11 protein-coding genes are annotated in these 16,766 nt (G+C 72.3%); 3 read left to right on the plus strand and 8 right to left on the minus strand.

Annotation, left to right across the window (positions count from 1 at the left end; genetic code table 11):
* The first annotated feature begins 40 nt into the window (after positions 1 to 40).
* A complete protein-coding gene (locus LPU61_RS12600; RefSeq protein WP_229405006.1) occupies positions 41 to 1,033 on the plus strand; it encodes a hypothetical protein in 993 nt (330 codons plus the stop codon).
* Positions 1,034 to 1,128: 95 nt separating this feature from the next.
* Here LPU61_RS12600 and LPU61_RS12605 read toward each other — a convergent pair whose 3' ends face one another.
* The 3 genes from LPU61_RS12605 to LPU61_RS12615 form a co-directional block, all read right to left on the minus strand.
* Positions 1,129 to 2,028 carry an SWIM zinc finger family protein gene (locus LPU61_RS12605; RefSeq protein WP_229405007.1) on the minus strand — a complete coding sequence of 300 codons (900 nt, stop codon included), beginning with the start codon at positions 2,026 to 2,028 and terminating at the stop codon, positions 1,129 to 1,131.
* 65 nt (positions 2,029 to 2,093) lie between these two features.
* Positions 2,094 to 2,297 (minus strand): DUF397 domain-containing protein, encoded by a 204-nt coding sequence (locus tag LPU61_RS12610; RefSeq protein WP_043967498.1) that lies wholly within the window; start codon positions 2,295 to 2,297, stop codon positions 2,094 to 2,096.
* A gap of 21 nt (positions 2,298 to 2,318) precedes the next feature.
* Positions 2,319 to 3,167 (minus strand): helix-turn-helix transcriptional regulator, encoded by an 849-nt coding sequence (locus LPU61_RS12615; protein WP_043969333.1) that lies wholly within the window; start codon positions 3,165 to 3,167, stop codon positions 2,319 to 2,321.
* Positions 3,168 to 3,315: 148 nt separating this feature from the next.
* On the opposite strand from LPU61_RS12615, the gene LPU61_RS12620 reads away from it, so the two are divergent.
* Complete coding sequence (locus LPU61_RS12620) at positions 3,316 to 3,819, plus strand: hypothetical protein (RefSeq protein ID WP_229405009.1); 504 nt, start codon at positions 3,316 to 3,318, stop codon at positions 3,817 to 3,819.
* Positions 3,820 to 3,839: 20 nt separating this feature from the next.
* On the opposite strand, the gene LPU61_RS12625 is transcribed toward LPU61_RS12620, so the two are convergent.
* The 3 genes from LPU61_RS12625 to LPU61_RS12635 form a co-directional block, all read right to left on the minus strand.
* On the minus strand, positions 3,840 to 6,071 hold the full coding sequence (locus LPU61_RS12625) for a S8 family serine peptidase (RefSeq protein ID WP_229405010.1): 2,232 nt from the start codon (positions 6,069 to 6,071) through the stop codon (positions 3,840 to 3,842).
* A gap of 153 nt (positions 6,072 to 6,224) precedes the next feature.
* Positions 6,225 to 8,186 (minus strand): excinuclease ABC subunit UvrC, encoded by a 1,962-nt coding sequence (uvrC, locus tag LPU61_RS12630; RefSeq protein WP_043967491.1) that lies wholly within the window; start codon positions 8,184 to 8,186, stop codon positions 6,225 to 6,227.
* A gap of 10 nt (positions 8,187 to 8,196) precedes the next feature.
* Positions 8,197 to 9,540: a jacalin-like lectin gene (locus LPU61_RS12635; RefSeq protein WP_229405011.1), complete on the minus strand. Its 1,344-nt coding sequence runs from the start codon at positions 9,538 to 9,540 to the stop codon at positions 8,197 to 8,199.
* Positions 9,541 to 9,767: 227 nt separating this feature from the next.
* Here LPU61_RS12635 and LPU61_RS12640 point away from each other — a divergent pair, with 227 nt between their 5' ends.
* Entirely contained in the window at positions 9,768 to 13,010 is a 3,243-nt protein-coding gene (locus LPU61_RS12640; RefSeq protein WP_229405012.1) for a penicillin acylase family protein, read from the plus strand.
* A 53-nt stretch (positions 13,011 to 13,063) separates the two neighbouring features.
* Here the strand turns inward: LPU61_RS12640 and LPU61_RS12645 are convergent, their stop codons facing one another.
* Both LPU61_RS12645 and uvrA read right to left on the minus strand, forming a co-directional pair.
* Positions 13,064 to 13,534 carry a Rieske (2Fe-2S) protein gene (locus LPU61_RS12645; RefSeq protein WP_229405013.1) on the minus strand — a complete coding sequence of 157 codons (471 nt, stop codon included), beginning with the start codon at positions 13,532 to 13,534 and terminating at the stop codon, positions 13,064 to 13,066.
* 221 nt (positions 13,535 to 13,755) lie between these two features.
* Positions 13,756 to 16,701, minus strand: coding sequence for an excinuclease ABC subunit UvrA (gene uvrA, locus LPU61_RS12650; RefSeq protein ID WP_043967484.1), 2,946 nt, complete (start codon positions 16,699 to 16,701; stop codon positions 13,756 to 13,758).
* Positions 16,702 to 16,766 lie beyond the last annotated feature (65 nt).

A 16,766-nucleotide genomic window follows, 5' to 3' on the forward strand; every position in this document is an offset into this window, starting at 1 on the left:
CCCGCCGGGGTCTCGTCCCCCTCGGCATGAGGAGCGCAGCGTGACGCAGACCCATCGTTCGTCCCGATCCCCCGTGGACCTCCGGCCCGACCGCGCAGGCGCGGGAACGTCCACCTTCGTCAACGGGCACTTCCCCCGGCGGCGCGCACTGATCGTCCTGCTCAGCGTGCTCGGCGGCTTCCTGCTGACCGTGGTCTGGTCGGCCGAGTTCGTGGACCAGACCATCGGCGACAACGTCGCCAACACGCTGCTGGGCCACGACGCCAAGGAGACGCCCATCCAGGGCATCGCGGCGGGCATCGTGTTCGCCTTCGTCTCCGGCATCGCGGGCACGTTCACCGCCTGCAACATCGCCGCCTTCGGTGCTATCGCCCCGCTCACCGGCACCACCGCCGGGAGCCGCCTCAGCCGCTTCGGCCAGCCGCTGAAACCGCTGGGCTGGATGTCCGTCGGAATGATCGCGGTGTCGGCGACGTACGGTGCGATCGTCGGCCTCGTCGGCACCGCCATGCCGCAGTTCTCCACGGCCCCGACCACGCCCGGCGGCCTGTCGCCGCGCAGCATCCAGTCGATGGTCGTCTTCGGCCTGATCGGCCTGGTGATGGTCTACCTCGGCCTGGCCTCGCTCGGCATCGTCGCGGACCCGTTCGCCCGGATCGCCCGCCGGTTCCCCAACGCACCCATGGTCTTCATGGGCGCGCTGATCGCCGGCTTCCTGATCGGGCGGCCCTTCCCGCTGTTCCGGCAGATGTTCCGCGACGCCGCCGAGAGCGGCAACCCGTTGTACGGTGCGGCGGCGTTCACGCTCCAGTCGCTCGGCAACATCGTCATCATGGCGGTGCTGTTCCTGCTGCTGGCCTGGCTCGCCGGCTCCCGCCTGCAACGGTGGTTCACCGAGCGGCCGAGCCGGCTGGCGGTGCTGACGGCGGTCGCGTTCATCGTCGCCGGGGCGTTCACGTTCCTCTACTGGGACGTCCGGCTGCTCGCCCGCCGCGAGATCATCCCCTGGTACCCGCTCGCCCCCTGGGCCTGAGTGCAAGAAAGGGCCCCTTGTTAACGCATTCTGTTGTACAGGGGGCCCTTCCTAACAAGAACGCACGGCGGCGGCAGCGTTGGGCGCGGCGGTCGTCAGTGGAGCTGCCGCAGCGCCTTGACCCGCTGGCGGCCCAGCACGGCGAGGTAGTCCCACGGCTCGTCGAGGCAGGAGTCGATTTCGGCCGCCTCGATGATCTCGGTCAGCCGGGCGGCCAGCTCGTCGGGATCCGGCTGCGCCTGCTCGCAGAGCCGGACATGGGCCGCCCGTAGCGCGCCGCCGATCTCGGCCACTTCCTCCTCGTACGTCTCCGGGGCGTCCAGCAGCGGCGGGACGATGCGGTCCCAGGCGCGGGCCGCCTCCTCGACCACCAGCAGCGCCTCCGGGGTCGCCGGCCGTTGGGCGAGCACCTCGATTTCCTCGACCATCGCCCGGCCGGCCTTCTCCACGTCGTGCAGATCCCAGTACCGGTCGTCGGCCGCCTCGTGGGCCAGGCCGTCGATCGTACGGCGGAGGTCGTCGAGTTCTGCGGCGCTCGGGGGCGCGAGCCGGCCGGCGCGCGCCAACAGCGCGCTCTCCAGCACGCGATCCGTGGCCGCCCACTCGGCGACCAGCATCGTGAGCCGACGCGCGGGGATGCCGCGCGCGACCTCCGCCAACTCGGCGACCTTGGCGTCGATGCTCAGGACTGACGGTGGGGTGGCCGCCGAGGACCACGGCAGGTCGTCTTCCAGGGCGACGAGGGTGAGGGCCACCGCGTGCGCGCACAGCCCAGCGCCGTCCGGGCAGTCGCACTCGGCGGTGAAGCCGTCCGCCGTGATGCCCACCCAGACCTCGTACGCCGGCTCCCCGGCCTCCCGGATCACGCCGGACGCTCCCCCGCCGGCCGGCACGAACTCCGCCGGTTGACCCGCTGCCCGCAACGTGTCCGCCGCTGCGCAGGCCACGGAACCGGCCGCGTCACGCAGGGCTTCGATGTCGATGCTCACCGCCATCCGGTCATCTAACCGGGCGTGGGTGATGCCGCCGGCATCAGGGCGGCGACCAACTCGGCGAGGGATCAGCCGCGCAGGCCGTGCCGCAGGCCGACGACGAACGACGACCAGGCGTCCCGGTCGAAGCGGAGTGCAGGGCCACCCGGGTCCTTGGAGTCCCGCACCGCCAACGCGTCAGAGAGTTCGGCCACCTCGACGCAGTTGGAACCGCTCGCGCTGCTCCGGCCGCTCTTGCGCCACTTCCCCGCGTGAACGTCCGGAGCGGTCATCGTCAAGCCCCTCAGGTGAAGTCAATACTCATCAGCCACCCGAGCCAGGAAGCCGGCCGACTCGTCAGGGTCGAGCGCCTTGGCCATGAGGTGATCGAACATGAGTCTATATCGGGCCACGTGTCTCTCCTCTTCCAAGAGAAGCGTGCTGGAGTCGTTGTCGAGATAGACGACGGTGGGGTCCAAGATCGGATCGGAGTAGTCGAGCAGGGTGAACGGGCCGCCCATGGCTGCATGTGCCCCAGCCGCGAAGGGCAGGATCTGGATCTCTACGGTGGGCAGCCCGCACGCCTCGATGAGGCGAGCGATCTGCGCCTGCATGACCTTCGGTCCGCCCACCACTCGGCGCACGGCCGCTTCGTCAAGAACCATCCACAACCTCGGCGGCACATCTCGCGACAGCAGGGCCTTGCGGCCGAGTCGAGCGGCCACCCGCCGGTCCGTCTCGTCCTGGTCGGCGGTGCTGCGGCCCGCCTTGACGATGGCGCGGACGTACTCCTCCGTCTGCAACAGGCCGGGCACGTACAGGCTCTCGAACGCGCTGATCGATGTCGCCTCCGCTTCGAAGCCGACGTAGTCGTCCGGCAGCACGTCGCCGTACGCGCTCCACCAGCCCTTCTGGCGCGACTGCCGCAGCAGCGCGGTCAGCGACTCCCGTTCCTCCTCGGAGGCGTCGTAGAGGTCGAGCAACGGCGGCAGGTCCTTGGGCATCACCCGGGAGTGCCCGAGTTCGAAGCGGATGATCTTGGTGCGATGCCAGCCCAGAAGCTTGGCCACATCCTCAGCGGTGCGCCCGGTGCGGTCCCGCAGGCGACGCAGCTCGCGGCGCAGACGACGGGCTCTGATCGTCGGACTCGGCACCTGCGCCATCGCCAACACCACCTCCACTGCGGGTAACCGATTCTCACCCGAGGGCGACCACAGATCAAGAACGCGACGGATGAAAATGCGACGTTGCGTTTCCGAGCCCGATGAGTCAGTCTCTTGCTACTCACCCATTACGGAGAGGTACATGACAGTGACTGACGATCAAGCGTCGCAGTGGCCCGAGTCCGACTTTCATCGTGACCTGGCGGCCATGCTCGACGGGGCCGACGTGTCCGAGCGGGTCCGGGCCGCCGTCGCGCACGCGCTGACGAAGCCGGACGCCCTCTCGTCGTACGTCAATTCCCTGGTCAACCGCTACACGACGGACCGCGAGCGGGGCTCGGGGCGCAACCGGCCGCCCGCCGGGGCGTACGAGATGCACCGCCGGTGGACGCTGCACCTGTCCTACCCGGCGCCCGACCTGCGGGAGGCCCGCGACCAGGCCGTCGTCTACACGGAGGGCCTGACGATCCTGCGCCCCGAGCTGCCCGCGAGCGCCGCGCTGCTGTCCCGGGCCGACGCCTGGAACCACGTCGAGCCGGTGTTCTGCGGCCGGACCGGCCCCGACGGCGAGGTCTGCCTGGACGTCACCGGGCACCCCGGCTTCCACAGCGCGGCCGGCATCGGCGGGCTGTGCTGGGGCGACGGCGACTGACAGCCATCGTTGAAGCGCCGTCAGAGGGTCAGCTTCCAGCCCTCGATCAGGCCCTCGTAGCCGGCGACGTTCTCGACCCGCAGCTTCCAGGTGCCGAGGGTCGGCCTGCCCGACAGGTCGGCGATGTAGGCCTCGCGGGCGTTCGCCTTGTACGACCCCACGAGGCTCTCCTTGAGCAGCACCACCTGCCCGCCGGGCGCGACGAGGGAGATCTGGAGGTCGCGGCCGTACTGGTGCGCGATGCTGACCTCGACGTAGCTGGTGGTCGACGGGGCCCGGCCACAGTCGGGCACGCTGATCGGCGACTCGACCGTGCCGGAGGCCGGGATCCGCACGTCGGCGGTGGCGACCCCGCCGCACGCGGGCGCGGGCAGGTCCGCGCCCGCCACGTTGATCTTCCACGAGTCGAGGAACCCGGTGCCCTGGGCCAGGTTGTCGCTGACGTACAGGTTCCAGGTGCCGTTCGCCGGCTCGGCCGACAGGTCGTAGGTGAACGTGTAGTCGATGCGGTCGCTGTCGCCGCCGGTGTGGTCCATGAGGAAGTACCAGGTGCCGCGGGGCGAGATCAGCCGCACGTCGAGCTCCCCGATCACGGCGTGCTCGATGTGCACCTCCACCGTGCTGTTGCGGGCGGCGTTGCCGGGGCAGCCGGTGACGGTGATCGGGGCGTAGAGGTTCTGGAAGTCGGTGATCGCCCGGTCGGTGCCGTCGGAGCGGACGCAGGCGGCCGGGTCGTCGACGCGCAGCTGGACGGCCACCGCGCGGGTCGCGGCGGTCCCGGTGCCGATCACCGTGACGGTGTACGCGCCGGCCAGCGCCGTCGACGCGGTGCTGAGCGTGAGCGTGGTGCCGCCGTTCGAGGAGATGCTGGCGGGCTGGAACGTGGCGGTGACGCCCGCCGGCAGGCCCCGGGCCGCCAGCGCGACCGGCTGGGACGCGCCCCTGGTGACGGTGCCGGCGATCGTGGTGGAGACGGTGCCACCGGCGGTGACGGTGGCGCTGGCCGGGGTGGCGGTCAGGGTGAAGTCGTTGGCCGGGGTGGTGGGGTCGACGTGCAGCAGCCGGTTCGGCGTGCCGACGCCCGCGTCGGTCACCACCCCGACGCCTGCGTCGGCCAGGAGCGCCTGGGTCACCTGGGCCGGGGTGTAGGTCGGGTGCTCGGCCAGGATCAGCGCGGCGGCCCCGGCGACGTGCGGGCTGGCCATCGACGTCCCGGAGGCCGTGCGGGTGGTGGCGGTGCCGCCGATGTACGCCGAGGTGATGTCGACGCCCGGCGCGAACAGGTCCACGCAGGTGCCGATGTTGGAGAACGAGGCGCGCGCGTCGTTGGCCCCGGTGGCGGCCACCGTGATCGCCTCCGGCACGGAGGCCGGGGTGGTCGTGCACGCGTCGGCGCCGTTCTCGTTGCCCGCGGCCACCGCGTAGGTGACGCCGTCGGCGATGGACCGCCGCACGGCCTCGACCATGGGCGCGTACGCCGCGCCGCCGAGGCTCATGTTGGCCACGGCCAGCTCTCCGGGGTCGTGGTCGCCGGTGACCCAGTCGACCCCGGCGATGACCTGGGAGGCCCAGGCGCCGCCGGTGCAGCTCAGCACACGCACGGCGACCAGTTGCACGTGCTTGGCCACCCCGAAGGTGGACCCGCCGAGCGTGCCGGCCACGTGGGTGCCGTGGCCCTGGCAGTCGGTGGCGTCGGCGTCGTTGTCCATGAAGTCCCAGCCGGACACCGCCCGGCCGGCGAACTCGCCGTGGGTGAGGTTGATGCCCGAGTCGATCACGTAGGCCCGCACGGCCGCCGTGGCGCGGGGGTAGGTGAACGAGTTGTCGAGCGGCAGCGCGCGCTGGTCGATCCGGTCGAGGCCCCAGGACGGGGTCGGGGTCTGCACGTCGGACGCGGACACCGTGCGGTTCTGCGTCACGGAGGCCACGGCCGGGTCGGCGGCGAGCCGGCGTGCGCCCCGCTCGGACAGCCGGGCCTCGAAGCCGCGCAGGGCGTGCCGGTAGACCAGGCCGACGTGGCCGCCCTGCCGGGAGGCGAGGCGGCGGGCGGTGGAGGGCACGGCGTCGGCCGTGACGGCGGCGTCGCGCAGCACGACGACGTAGGAGCCGGCCACGGCGTCCGGGCCGCCGGCGGCGAGGATCTCGCCCTCGGCCGGGGCGGCGATCGCCGGGGCTGCCGCGGTGAGGGCCAGCAGGGTCGCTGCGGCCACGGTGCCGAGCAGGGAGGTCCTGCGGCGTCCTGCCGGTGTCATGGTGCCTCCCCTGACGACATGCGCGACGCGCCCTGGGCCCGGCACGCGTCGGGCGACGGGTCGGGCGCACGCGCGGACGGCCGTACCGCCGACATCATGGACACACGGACACCCGCGACGCCATAGATGGACGTCAATTATTTGCGGCGGGTGCTAATTGCCGTCGGCCGCGTCGGAGCCGGCGGGCCGGGCGTCCGCCCCGGGGTTGAGGGCGGCCGTGATCGCCTCGGCGGTGCGCCGGCCGACGCCGGGGACCTCGGTGATCTCCTCGGTCGAGGCCGCCGCGAGCCGCTTGAGCGAGCCGAAGTGGCGCAGCAGCGCCTTGCGCCGCACCTCGCCGAGGCCGGGCACCGAGTCGAGCGCCGACTCCGTCATCCGCTTGGAGCGGCGCTGCCGGTGGAAGGTGATGGCGAACCGGTGCGCCTCGTCGCGCACCCGTTGCAGCAGGTAGAGCCCCTCGGAGGTGCGCGGCAGGATGACCGGGAACTCGTCGTCGGGCAGCCACACCTCCTCCAGCCGCTTGGCCAGCCCGCACAGCGCCACGTCGTCGACCCCCAGCTCCGCGAGCGCCTGGGCCGCCGCCGCGACCTGCGGCGCGCCGCCGTCGACCACCACCAACTGCGGGGGGTACGCGAACCGCCGCGGCCGGCCCGTCGTCGGGTCGATGCCCGGCCGGTCGGGGTCGGCGGCGGTCTCCTCCCCCAGCTCCCCGGTCTCGGCGCGGGCCTCCAGGTAGCGGGCGAAGCGGCGGCGCAGCACCTCCGACATGGCGGACAGGTCGTCGGTGGCGCCCCGGACGATGAACCGGCGGTATTCGCTCTTGCGGGGCAGGCCGTCCTCGAAGACGACCATGCTGGCCACCACGTCGGTGCCCTGGATCTGGGAGACGTCGTAGCACTCGATGCGCAGCGGCGAGGTGCGCATGCCCAGCGCGTCGCTGATCTCGTCGAGGGCCTTGCCCCGGGTGGTCAGGTCGCTGCCGCGCTTGAGCTTGTGCCGGGCCAGGGCGTCCTTCGCGTTGCGCTCCACCGTCTCCAGCAGGGAGCGCTTGTCGCCGCGCTGCGGCACCCGCAGCGACACCCGGCTGCCCCGGCGGCCGGTCAGCCAGTCGGCGAGCGCGTCGGCGTCGGCGGGCAGGGCGGGCACCAGCAGCTCGCGGGGCACGTCGGCCTCGCCCTGCTCGCCGCCGTAGACCTGGGTGCAGAAGTGGTGCACCAGGTCGCCGGGGCTCAGGTCCTCGGTCTTCTCCACCACCCAGCCGCGCTGGCCGCGCACCCGGCCGTCGCGGACGTGGAAGACCTGGACGGCGGCCTCCAGGGGGTCGTCGGCGAACGCGACCACGTCGGCGTCGGTGCCGTCGCCGAGCACCACGGTCTGCTTCTCCATGGCCCGGCGCAGCGCCGCGACGTCGTCGCGCAGCCGGGCGGCCTTCTCGAACTCCAGCGCCTCGCTGGCCTCGGTCATCTCGCGTTCGAGCTTGCGGACCATGGTGTCGGTGCGCCCGGCCATGAACTCGCAGAAGCCGTCGACGATCCCCCGGTGCTCCTCGGCCGTGACGCTGCCGACGCAGGGTGCGGAGCACTTGCCGATGTAGCCCAGCAGGCAGGGGCGGCCGACCTGCCCGGCCCGCTTGAACACGCCGGCCGAGCAGGTCCGCGCCGGGAAGACCCGCAGCAGCAGGTCGAGCGTCTCGCGGATCGCCCAGGCGTGCGAGTAGGGCCCGAAGTAGCGCACGCCCTTGCGTTTGGCCCCGCGCATCACCTGGAGCCGGGGGAACTCCTCGTCGAGGGTGACGGCGAGGTACGGATACGACTTGTCGTCGCGGTAGCGGACGTTGAACCGGGGGTCGTACTGCTTGATCCAGGTGTATTCGAGCTGGAGGGCCTCGACCTCGGTGCCCACGGTGACCCAGTCGACCGACTCGGCCGTGGTGACCATCTGCTGGGTGCGCTGGTGCAGCCCCCACAGGTCGGCGAAGTAGGAGTTGAGCCTGCTGCGCAGGTTCTTCGCCTTGCCGACGTAGATCACCCGGCCGGTGCCGTCGCGGAACCGGTAGACCCCCGGGGCCTCGGGGATGGTGCCGGGTGCGGGGCGGTAGGTCGAGGGGTCAGCCACGCTCCGAAGACTAGCCGCCGGCCCCGACACTCCAGAGCACGCCGAGCTGGTCCACCTCGCTGCCGCTGCGGCCGAAGAACCCGGCGAGCCGGCCGCCGGGCGGGGCGGTGAAGGTCACCGCGTCGCCGGTCGGGGTGCCCCCGGCCAGGGTGCGGCCGAGGTTGGTGGTGAGCCGGGCGGAGAAGATCCGGGTCCGGCCGTCCTTCTTGCCCTGGGTGAGGGTGACCCGGTCGACGTACTCGCCGTCGGCCAGGGTCAGGGTGGCCGGGGTGCCGCCCGTGCCGCCGTGGGTGGGGCTCGCGCCGTCGGCGAGGCGTACGCCGATCTGGTCGAGGCGGGAGCCGGCGCGCAGCGAGACGGCGGTGACCCGGGGGCCGACGGCGTCGAGGTCGGTGAACGGGGTGCCGTGCGGGCCGCCCCAGGTGTCGCTGGCGCGCAGCCCGTCGGCGAGGGTCCAGGTGAACCAGGCGGCGTGCGGGTAGTGGTCGGACAGCGGCGCGCCGGCCGGGTCGAGGAACGCGGCGTGCTCGTTGCGGTAGCGGTCGAGGTCGAGGTCGATCAGCCGGTTGCCCCGGTAGAGGATCTTGTCGACGACCTCGCAGGCGTTGGTGACGTTGGCCGGGTCGCAGGTCAGCGCCGGGCTGCCGGCGGCCGGGGGCACCCCGCCCCGCTCCTGCTGCACCCACACGTCGGTGAGGCCGTTGGCGGCCACGAGATCGCGGATGTTGTCGCCGGTGCGGGTGTAGCGGACGTTGAGGTCGCCGGCCACGATCACCGCGTTGCCGGCGGAGTTCGCCTGCACGTACGCGGAGAGCTGGTCGATGTTGGACCGCCGGGCGGCGAGGTCGGGCTCGTCGCTGCCGGCGTTGGTGTGCACGTCGTAGAAGTCGACGTAGACGCCCTCGGCGAGCCGGATCCGGGACCGGCTGAAGCCCTTCGGGGTGAGGCAGTCGGTGCCGTGGCAGTCGTCCCAGCGCACCCGGACGAAGTCCGACACCGGGTAGTTGGACATCGTGTTGAGGCCGTCGCCGAAGGGCACGCCCCCGCTGGTGGCGGTGCGGTACGGGTGCCGGTCGGTGGCGTACAGGTCGGCGTGGTAGTTGAAGTCCTCCTGGACGTGCACGATGTCGTAGCCGTTGACCCGTTCGCCGATGGGCCGGGTGTTGGTCGCCGGGTTGCCGCTGGACAGTGGCTCGGGCAGGCCGGCGACGTTGTAGGTGAGCACCGAGAAGCCGCCCGAGGCGACGGCGGTGGGGGCGGGCGCGGCCCCGGCGGGGGCAGCGACGGCGGGCGCGGCCGGGGGCAGCAGGGCGGCCAGCAGCGCCGCGGACGCGAGCAGGCGGGTGGGTCTCATCCGACGTCCCTTCCAGACAGTGGGGTCCGGTGTGGCCGGCACCAGCCCGGGGGATCGAAGGTTATCCAAGGAACCCGGCCGGTTCAATACTCGCGGGTAACCGGCGCGCGACATGCTGATTGACGTCTTCCAATCTCGCGGCGGGACGCCTACCATCCGGTAACTGAATGTTCTTCATGTAATGATCGTCACCCCCCGTCATGATCCCCACCGCTCGGAGGATCACCATGCCCCGTCCCACCGCCCCGCGTCGCCTGCTGGCCGGCGCGACCGCCGCCGTCGGCGTCGCCGCCCTGCTCGTCGCCGCGCCCACCCCGACCACGACGCCCGCGAGCGCCGCCGCCGCGAAGGCAGCCGCCAGCACCTTCGCCGCCAACGACTACTGCCTCGGCGAGTGCGGCGACATCGTCCCGCCCGGCCAGAACGGCAGCGCCACCCTCGTCGAGATCCTCGCCAACCAGACCCTCGGCACGCTGCCCCGGCACTCCGCCGACCAGCTCGGCAAGTACGCCGACCTCGTCTACGGCTACGCCGGGCTGCGCCCCGAGCAGATCGGCACCTTCTTCAACGACGCCTCCTTCGGCGTGCCGTCCGGGCAGGTCGAGCGGGACTACTCGCCCCGCGCCGACGTGCGGATCGTGCGCGACCGGGCCACCGGCGTCCCGCACGTCACCGGCACCACCCGGGGCGGCACCATGTACGGGGCCGGCTACGCCGGCGCCGAGGACCGGCTGTTCACCATGGACCTGATGCGCCACGTCGGCCGGGGCACCCTCACCCCGTTCGCCGGCGGGGCCCCCAGCAACCGGGAGCTGGAGCAGAGCGTCTGGCGCAACTCGCCGTACACCGAGGCGGACCTGGCGGCACAGGTCGAGGCGCTGCGCGCCAAGGGCCCGCGCGGCGAGCAGCTCTACGCCGACGTCCAGGAGTACATCGCGGGCGTCAACGCCTACATCGGCGTCTGCATGGCCAACCGCAACTGCCCCGGCGAGTACGTCCTCACCGGACACCTCGACGCGATCACCAACGAGGGCGGCCCGGAGCCGTTCACGATGACCGACCTCATCGCCATCGCCGGCGTCGTCGGCGGCCTGTTCGGCGGCGGTGGCGGCACCGAGATGCAGTCCGCGCTGGTCCGCATCGCCGCCCGCGCCAAGTACGGCCCGACCGAGGGCGACAAGGTGTGGGCGGGCTTCCGCAACCAGAACGACCCGGAGACGGTGCTGACCCTGCACGACGGGCAGAGCTTCCCCTACGGCTCCGCCTCCCCCGACGCGGCGAGCGTGGCGCTGCCCGACGCCGGCACGGCCAAGGTGGAGCCGATCTTCACCGACCCCACCGGCTCCGCCGCCAGCCGGGCCACCGGCAGCACCGGCTCGGAGCTGGCCGCCGCGCTGTCCGGGCTGACCATCGACCCGGCCCACCGGGGCATGTCCAACGCGGCCGTGGTCTCCGCCGCCAACTCCGCGACCGGGCACCCGGTGGCGGTGTTCGGGCCGCAGACCGGCTACTTCTCCCCCCAGCTGCTGATGATCCAGGAGCTGCAGGGCCCCGGCATCAGCGCCCGGGGCGCGGCGTTCGCCGGCCTCAACCTCTACGTGCTGCTCGGCCGGGGCCAGGACTACGCCTGGAGCGCCACCTCGTCGATCCACGACATCACCGACACGTACGCGGTGCCGCTGTGCACCACCGACGGCAGCGCGCCGACGCTGGCCAGCGACCACTACCTGTTCCGGGGGCAGTGCGTGGCGATGGAGCAGCTCGCCCACACCAACAAGTGGAAGCCGACGGCGGCCGACACCACGCCCGCCGGCTCGTACAAGCTGGTGGCGTGGCGCACCAAGCTGGGCCTGGTCGCCTGGCGCGGCACCGTCGGCGGCAAGCCGCACGCCTTCACCCAGCTCCGCTCCACCTACCGGCACGAGGCGGACTCCGCGATCGGCTTCCAGATGTTCAACGACCCGACGCAGATGGGCACCGCCGACGCCTTCGTCGCCTCGGCGGGCAACGTCGAGTACGCGTTCAACTGGTTCTACGTCAACTCCACCCAGTCGGCGTACTTCAACTCCGGGCTCAACCCGCTGCGGGCCGCCGGGTCCAACCCGAACCTGCCGATGAAGGCCGAGCCCGCGTACGAGTGGCAGGGTTTCCAGCCCGACACGAACACCGCCAGCTACGCGCCGCGCTCGGCCCACCCCAACTCCGTGGACCAGGACTACTACGTCAGCTGGAACAACAAGCAGGCCAAGGACTTCGGCGGGGCCGACGGCAACTTCAGCTTCGGCGCGGTGCACCGGGGCGACCTGCTGGACAAGCCGCTGAAGGCCGGCATCGCCGCCGGGAAGAAGTACGACCGGGCGACGCTGACCGAGCTGGTGGAGCGGGCCGGCCTGACCGACCTGCGCGGGGTCGAGGTGCTCGACGAGCTGATCCGGGTGCTGGAGAGCCAGCCCGTCGGCGACGCCACCCTGGCCGCCGAGATCGCGAAGCTGAAGGCGTGGCGGCAGGCCGGCGCGCTGCGGGTGGAGACGGCCAAGGGCTCGAAGGTGTACCAGCACGCCGACGCCATCCGCACCTTCGACGCCTGGTGGCCGCTGCTGGTGCGGGGCGTGTTCCGCGACCAGCTCGGCCCCGACCTCTACCAGGCGCTGATCAACGCCCTCCAGATCAACGAGTCCCCCTCCGGCCACCAGCAGGGCGACAAGTCGAACCTGCCCACGTCCGCCAACGAGGCCCAGGCGCACAAGGGCTCGTCGTTCCAGTACGGCTGGTGGGGATACGTCGACAAGGATCTGCGGGCGGTCCTCGGCGACCCGGTCGCCGGGGGCCTCGGCCGCACCTACTGCGGCGGCGGCGCCCTCGCCGGCTGCCGGCAGATCCTGCTCGACACGCTGAAGGCGGCCGCCGCGACCCCGGCCACCACCACGTACCCGGGCGACTCCACCTGTTCCGCCGGGGACCAGTGGTGCGCCGACGCGATCGTCCAGTCGCCGCTGGGCGGGATCAAGCACGCCACGATCGCCTGGCAGAACCGGCCCACCTACCAGCAGGTGGTGTCGTTCCCGGCCCGGCGCGGCGACGACGTGTCGAACCTCGCCGCCGGCAAGGCGGTGACCGCGTCGAGTGCCCAGCTCGGCTACGCCGCCGGCAAGGCCGTCGACGGGGACCTGGGCACCCGGTGGGCCAGCTCCTGGGCCGACGACCAGACGCTGACCGTCGACCTGGGCTCGGCCCGGTCGGTGGGCCGGGTCGCGCTGGCCTGGGAGTCGGCGTACGCGAAGTCGTACCGGATCGAGGTCTCCGCCGACGGCACGACCTGGCGCACGGTGTGGTCCACCACGGCCGGCGACGGCGGCACCGACGTGGTCGCGTTTCCGGTCGAGACCGCGCGGTACGTGCGGATGCGGGGCCTGACCCGGGCCACGACCTACGGCTTCTCGCTGTGGGAGATGTCGGTCTACGCCCGCTGACGGGCGACGACGGCGGCGGCCGGTCCGGGGTGACCCGGGCCGGCCGCCGCCGTTCAGGCGAGGGTGATCTGGTCGCCGTCGACCTTGAGCTCCTTGGCCGCGAGGGGCGTCGTCGCCGGGCCCGACTTCACCGAGCCGTCGGTGATGGAGAACTTGCTCATGTGGCAGGTGCAGTTGATGGTGCCGCCGTCGACGTTCGACACCGGGCAGCCCTGGTGGGTGCAGATCGGGTCGAAGCCCTTGAACGTGCCGGCCTCGGGCTGGGTGATCACCACGCCCTTCGCGGCCAGGATCAGGCCGCCGCCGACCGGGACGTCGGCGGTGCTGGCCAGCGCGCCGGAGTCGCCGGCGCCGCCGGTCGCCGCCGCGCCGCCGCTCGGGGCGGGGTCGCCGCCGGCGGAGTCGTCGGAGTCGTCGCCGCCGCACGCCGACAGGACGACCGCCGCGCCCAGCGCGCCGGCACCGGCGAGGAGGGCGCGCCGCGTCTGCGTGGCCGGCCCGGTCTGCACCTGCTCGTCACTCATGTCTGGCCTCTCTGTCGACTGCCCGGTCCGAAGGGGGGCCCGGGCCTCGTTGGGGTCCACGGATCACTGTGCCTGAAGGTTCAACAAATCGACCACAGTGATCGTTTGGCGGCGGGCCCACGGGCCGGCCGGGGCGGGCTCGGAGCAGGAGCAGGGCGGCGGCGACGCGAAGGGGCGCCCCGGACGAACCGGGACGCCCCTTGTCGGCGTGCGCGGCAGCCTCAGCGGGCCGCCGCCGCGACCTTGCGGGCCCGGGGGCGGGCCGGGGCGCCGTTGGCCTTCGCGGCCCGCCCGGTGGCCGCCTTCGCGCCCCGGGCCTCCCCGTCGAGCCCGAGCACCGGGCGCAGGAACCGGCCGGTGTGGCTCTCGGGCACCTCGGCGACCTCCTCGGGGGTGCCGGTGGCCAGCACCGTGCCGCCCCGGTGGCCGCCCTCGGGGCCCATGTCGATCAGCCAGTCGGCCGTCTTGATCACGTCGAGGTTGTGCTCGATGGTGATCACCGTGTTGCCCTTGTCGACCAGCCCCTCCAGCACCATCAGCAACTTGCGGATGTCCTCGAAGTGCAGGCCGGTGGTCGGCTCGTCCAGCACGTAGACCGTGCGGCCGGTGGAACGCTTCTGCAGCTCGGAGGCGAGCTTGACCCGCTGCGCCTCGCCGCCGGAGAGCGTCGGCGCGGGCTGGCCCAGCCGGACGTAGCCCAGGCCGACGTCGACAAGCGTCTTGAGGTGCCGGTGGATGGCCGGGATCGCGGAGAAGAACTCCGCCGCCTCCTCGATCGGCATCTCCAGCACGTCGGAGACCGTCTTGCCCTTGTAGTGCACCTCCAGGGTCTCCCGGTTGTACCGGGCCCCCTTGCACACCTCGCACGGGACGTAGACGTCGGGCAGGAAGTTCATCTCGATCTTGATGGTGCCGTCGCCGGAGCACGCCTCGCACCGGCCGCCCTTGACGTTGAACGAGAACCGGCCCGGACCGTACCCCCGGACCTTGGCCTCCGTGGTCTCGGCGAACAGCTTGCGGACGTGGTCCCAGACCCCCGTGTACGTCGCCGGGTTGGACCGGGGCGTGCGGCCGATCGGCGACTGGTCGACGCCGACGACCTTGTCCACGTGCTCCAGGCCGCTGACCCGGGTGTGCCGGCCCGGCACGTGCCGCGCCCCGTTGATCTGGTTGGCCAGCACCGCGTGCAGGATGTCGTTGACCAGCGTCGACTTGCCCGAGCCGCTGACCCCGGTGACCGCGATGAGCTGGCCCAGCGGGAACGACACGGTCAGGTTGCGCAGGTTGTGCTCCCGCGCGCCGTGCACCACCAGCTCCCGGCCCGGGGTCTGCGGCCGGCGGCCCGTCGGCGTCGGGATCTCCCGCCGGCCCGACAGGTACGCCCCGGTCACCGACTCCGGGTTGGCCAGCAGGTCCGGCACCGACCCGGAGTGCACGATGCGCCCGCCGTGCTCGCCCGCGCCCGGCCCGATGTCGACGATCCAGTCGGCGGTGCGGATGGTGTCCTCGTCGTGCTCGACGACGATCAGGGTGTTGCCCAGCCCGCGCAGCCGCACCAGCGTCTCGATGAGCCGGTGGTTGTCACGCTGGTGCAGGCCGATGGACGGCTCGTCGAGCACGTAGAGCACGCCGACCAGGCCGGAGCCGATCTGGGTGGCCAGCCGGATGCGCTGCGCCTCGCCGCCGGACAGGGTGCCGGCCGGGCGGTCCAGGGAGAGGTAGTCCAGCCCGACGTCGAGCAGGAACCGCAGCCGGGCGTTGATCTCCTTGAGCACCCGCTCGGCGATCATCTTCTGCCGGTCGGTCAGCTCGATGCCGGCCAGCAGCTCGGCGCACTCGCCCACCGACAGGTTGCACACCTCGGCGATGCTCTTGCCGGCCAGGGTGACCGCGAGGACCTCGGGCTTGAGCCGCGCGCCGCCGCAGGCCGCGCAGGGCACGTCGCGCATGTAGCCCTCGTACTTCTCCCGCGACCACTCGCTCTCGGTGTCGGTGTGCCGGCGCTCGATCCACTGCACCACGCCCTCGAAGCCGGTGTAGTAGGAACGCTCGCGGCCGAACTTGTTGCGGTAGCGCACGTGCACCTGGTCGCCGGAGCCGTGCAGGATCGTCTTCTGCGCCCGCGCCGGCAGCGCCCGCCACGGGGTGTCGACGTCGAAGTGCTCGGCCTCGCCCAGCGCCTCCAGCAGGCGCAGGAAGTATTCCAGGTTGTGCCCGGACGACCAGGGCTGGATCGCGCCCTCGCGCAGGGTGCGCTCCGGGTCGGGGACGACCAGCTCCGGGTCGACCTCCTTCTTGGTGCCCAGGCCGGTGCACTCGGGGCACGCGCCGTAGGGGGCGTTGAACGAGAAGACCCGGGGCTCCAGGTCCTCGATCGCGAGGGGGTGGTCGTTGGGGCAGGCCAGGTGCTCGGAGTAGCGGCGTTCCCGGTCGGGGTCGTCCTCGGCGAGGTCGACGAAGTCGAGCAGGACCAGGCCGCCGGAGAGGCCGAGCGCCGCCTCGACCGAGTCGGTCAGCCGCTGCTTGGCGCTGGGCTTGACGGTGAGCCGGTCGATCACCACCTCGATGGTGTGCTTCTCCTGCTTCTTGAGCTTCGGCGGCTCGGTCAGCGGGTGCACCACGCCGTCGACCCGGGCCCGCGCGTAGCCCTTGCCCTGGAGCTCGGCGAAGAGGTCGACGTACTCGCCCTTGCGGCCGCGCACCACCGGGGCGAGCACCATGAACCGGGTGCCCTCGGCCATCGCGAGGACCCGGTCGACGATCTGCTGCGGGCTCTGCCGGGAGATCCGCTCGCCGCAGACCGGGCAGTGCGGCTCGCCGACCCGCGCGTAGAGCAGCCGCAGGTAGTCGTAGACCTCGGTGATCGTGCCGACGGTCGAGCGCGGGTTGCGCGAGGTGGACTTCTGGTCGATGGAGACGGCGGGGCTGAGGCCCTCGATGAAGTCGACGTCCGGCTTGTCCATCTGGCCGAGGAACTGCCGGGCGTACGACGACAGCGACTCGACGTAGCGGCGCTGCCCCTCGGCGAAGATGGTGTCGAAGGCCAGGCTCGACTTGCCGGACCCGGAGAGCCCGGTGAAGACGATCAGGGCGTCCCGGGGCAGGTCGAGACTGACGTCACGCAGGTTGTGCTCGCGCGCGCCACGGATGATCAGTCGGTCGGCCACTGTCCGTGTACTCCCGGTGAAGAAGGCGAGGAGGATCTGGGCGCTCGGGGCGGCCGGGAGGCTTC

The sequence above is a fragment of the Micromonospora sp. NBRC 110038 genome, from assembly GCF_020884815.1.
GTDB classification, from domain to species: Bacteria; Actinomycetota; Actinomycetes; order Mycobacteriales; family Micromonosporaceae; genus Micromonospora; species Micromonospora haikouensis.

Coding starts and splice junctions, on each gene's coding strand:
- LPU61_RS12645 (WP_229405013.1), bottom strand. CDS start 13,534: ATGAGTGACGAGCAGGTGCAGACCGGGCCGGCCACGCAGACGCGGCGC.
- LPU61_RS12605 (WP_229405007.1), bottom strand. CDS start 2,028: ATGGCGGTGAGCATCGACATCGAAGCCCTGCGTGACGCGGCCGGTTCC.
- LPU61_RS12625 (WP_229405010.1), bottom strand. CDS start 6,071: ATGACACCGGCAGGACGCCGCAGGACCTCCCTGCTCGGCACCGTGGCC.
- LPU61_RS12615 (WP_043969333.1), bottom strand. CDS start 3,167: ATGGCGCAGGTGCCGAGTCCGACGATCAGAGCCCGTCGTCTGCGCCGC.
- LPU61_RS12610 (WP_043967498.1), bottom strand. CDS start 2,297: ATGACCGCTCCGGACGTTCACGCGGGGAAGTGGCGCAAGAGCGGCCGG.
- LPU61_RS12640 (WP_229405012.1), top strand. CDS start 9,768: ATGCCCCGTCCCACCGCCCCGCGTCGCCTGCTGGCCGGCGCGACCGCC.
- LPU61_RS12635 (WP_229405011.1), bottom strand. CDS start 9,540: ATGAGACCCACCCGCCTGCTCGCGTCCGCGGCGCTGCTGGCCGCCCTG.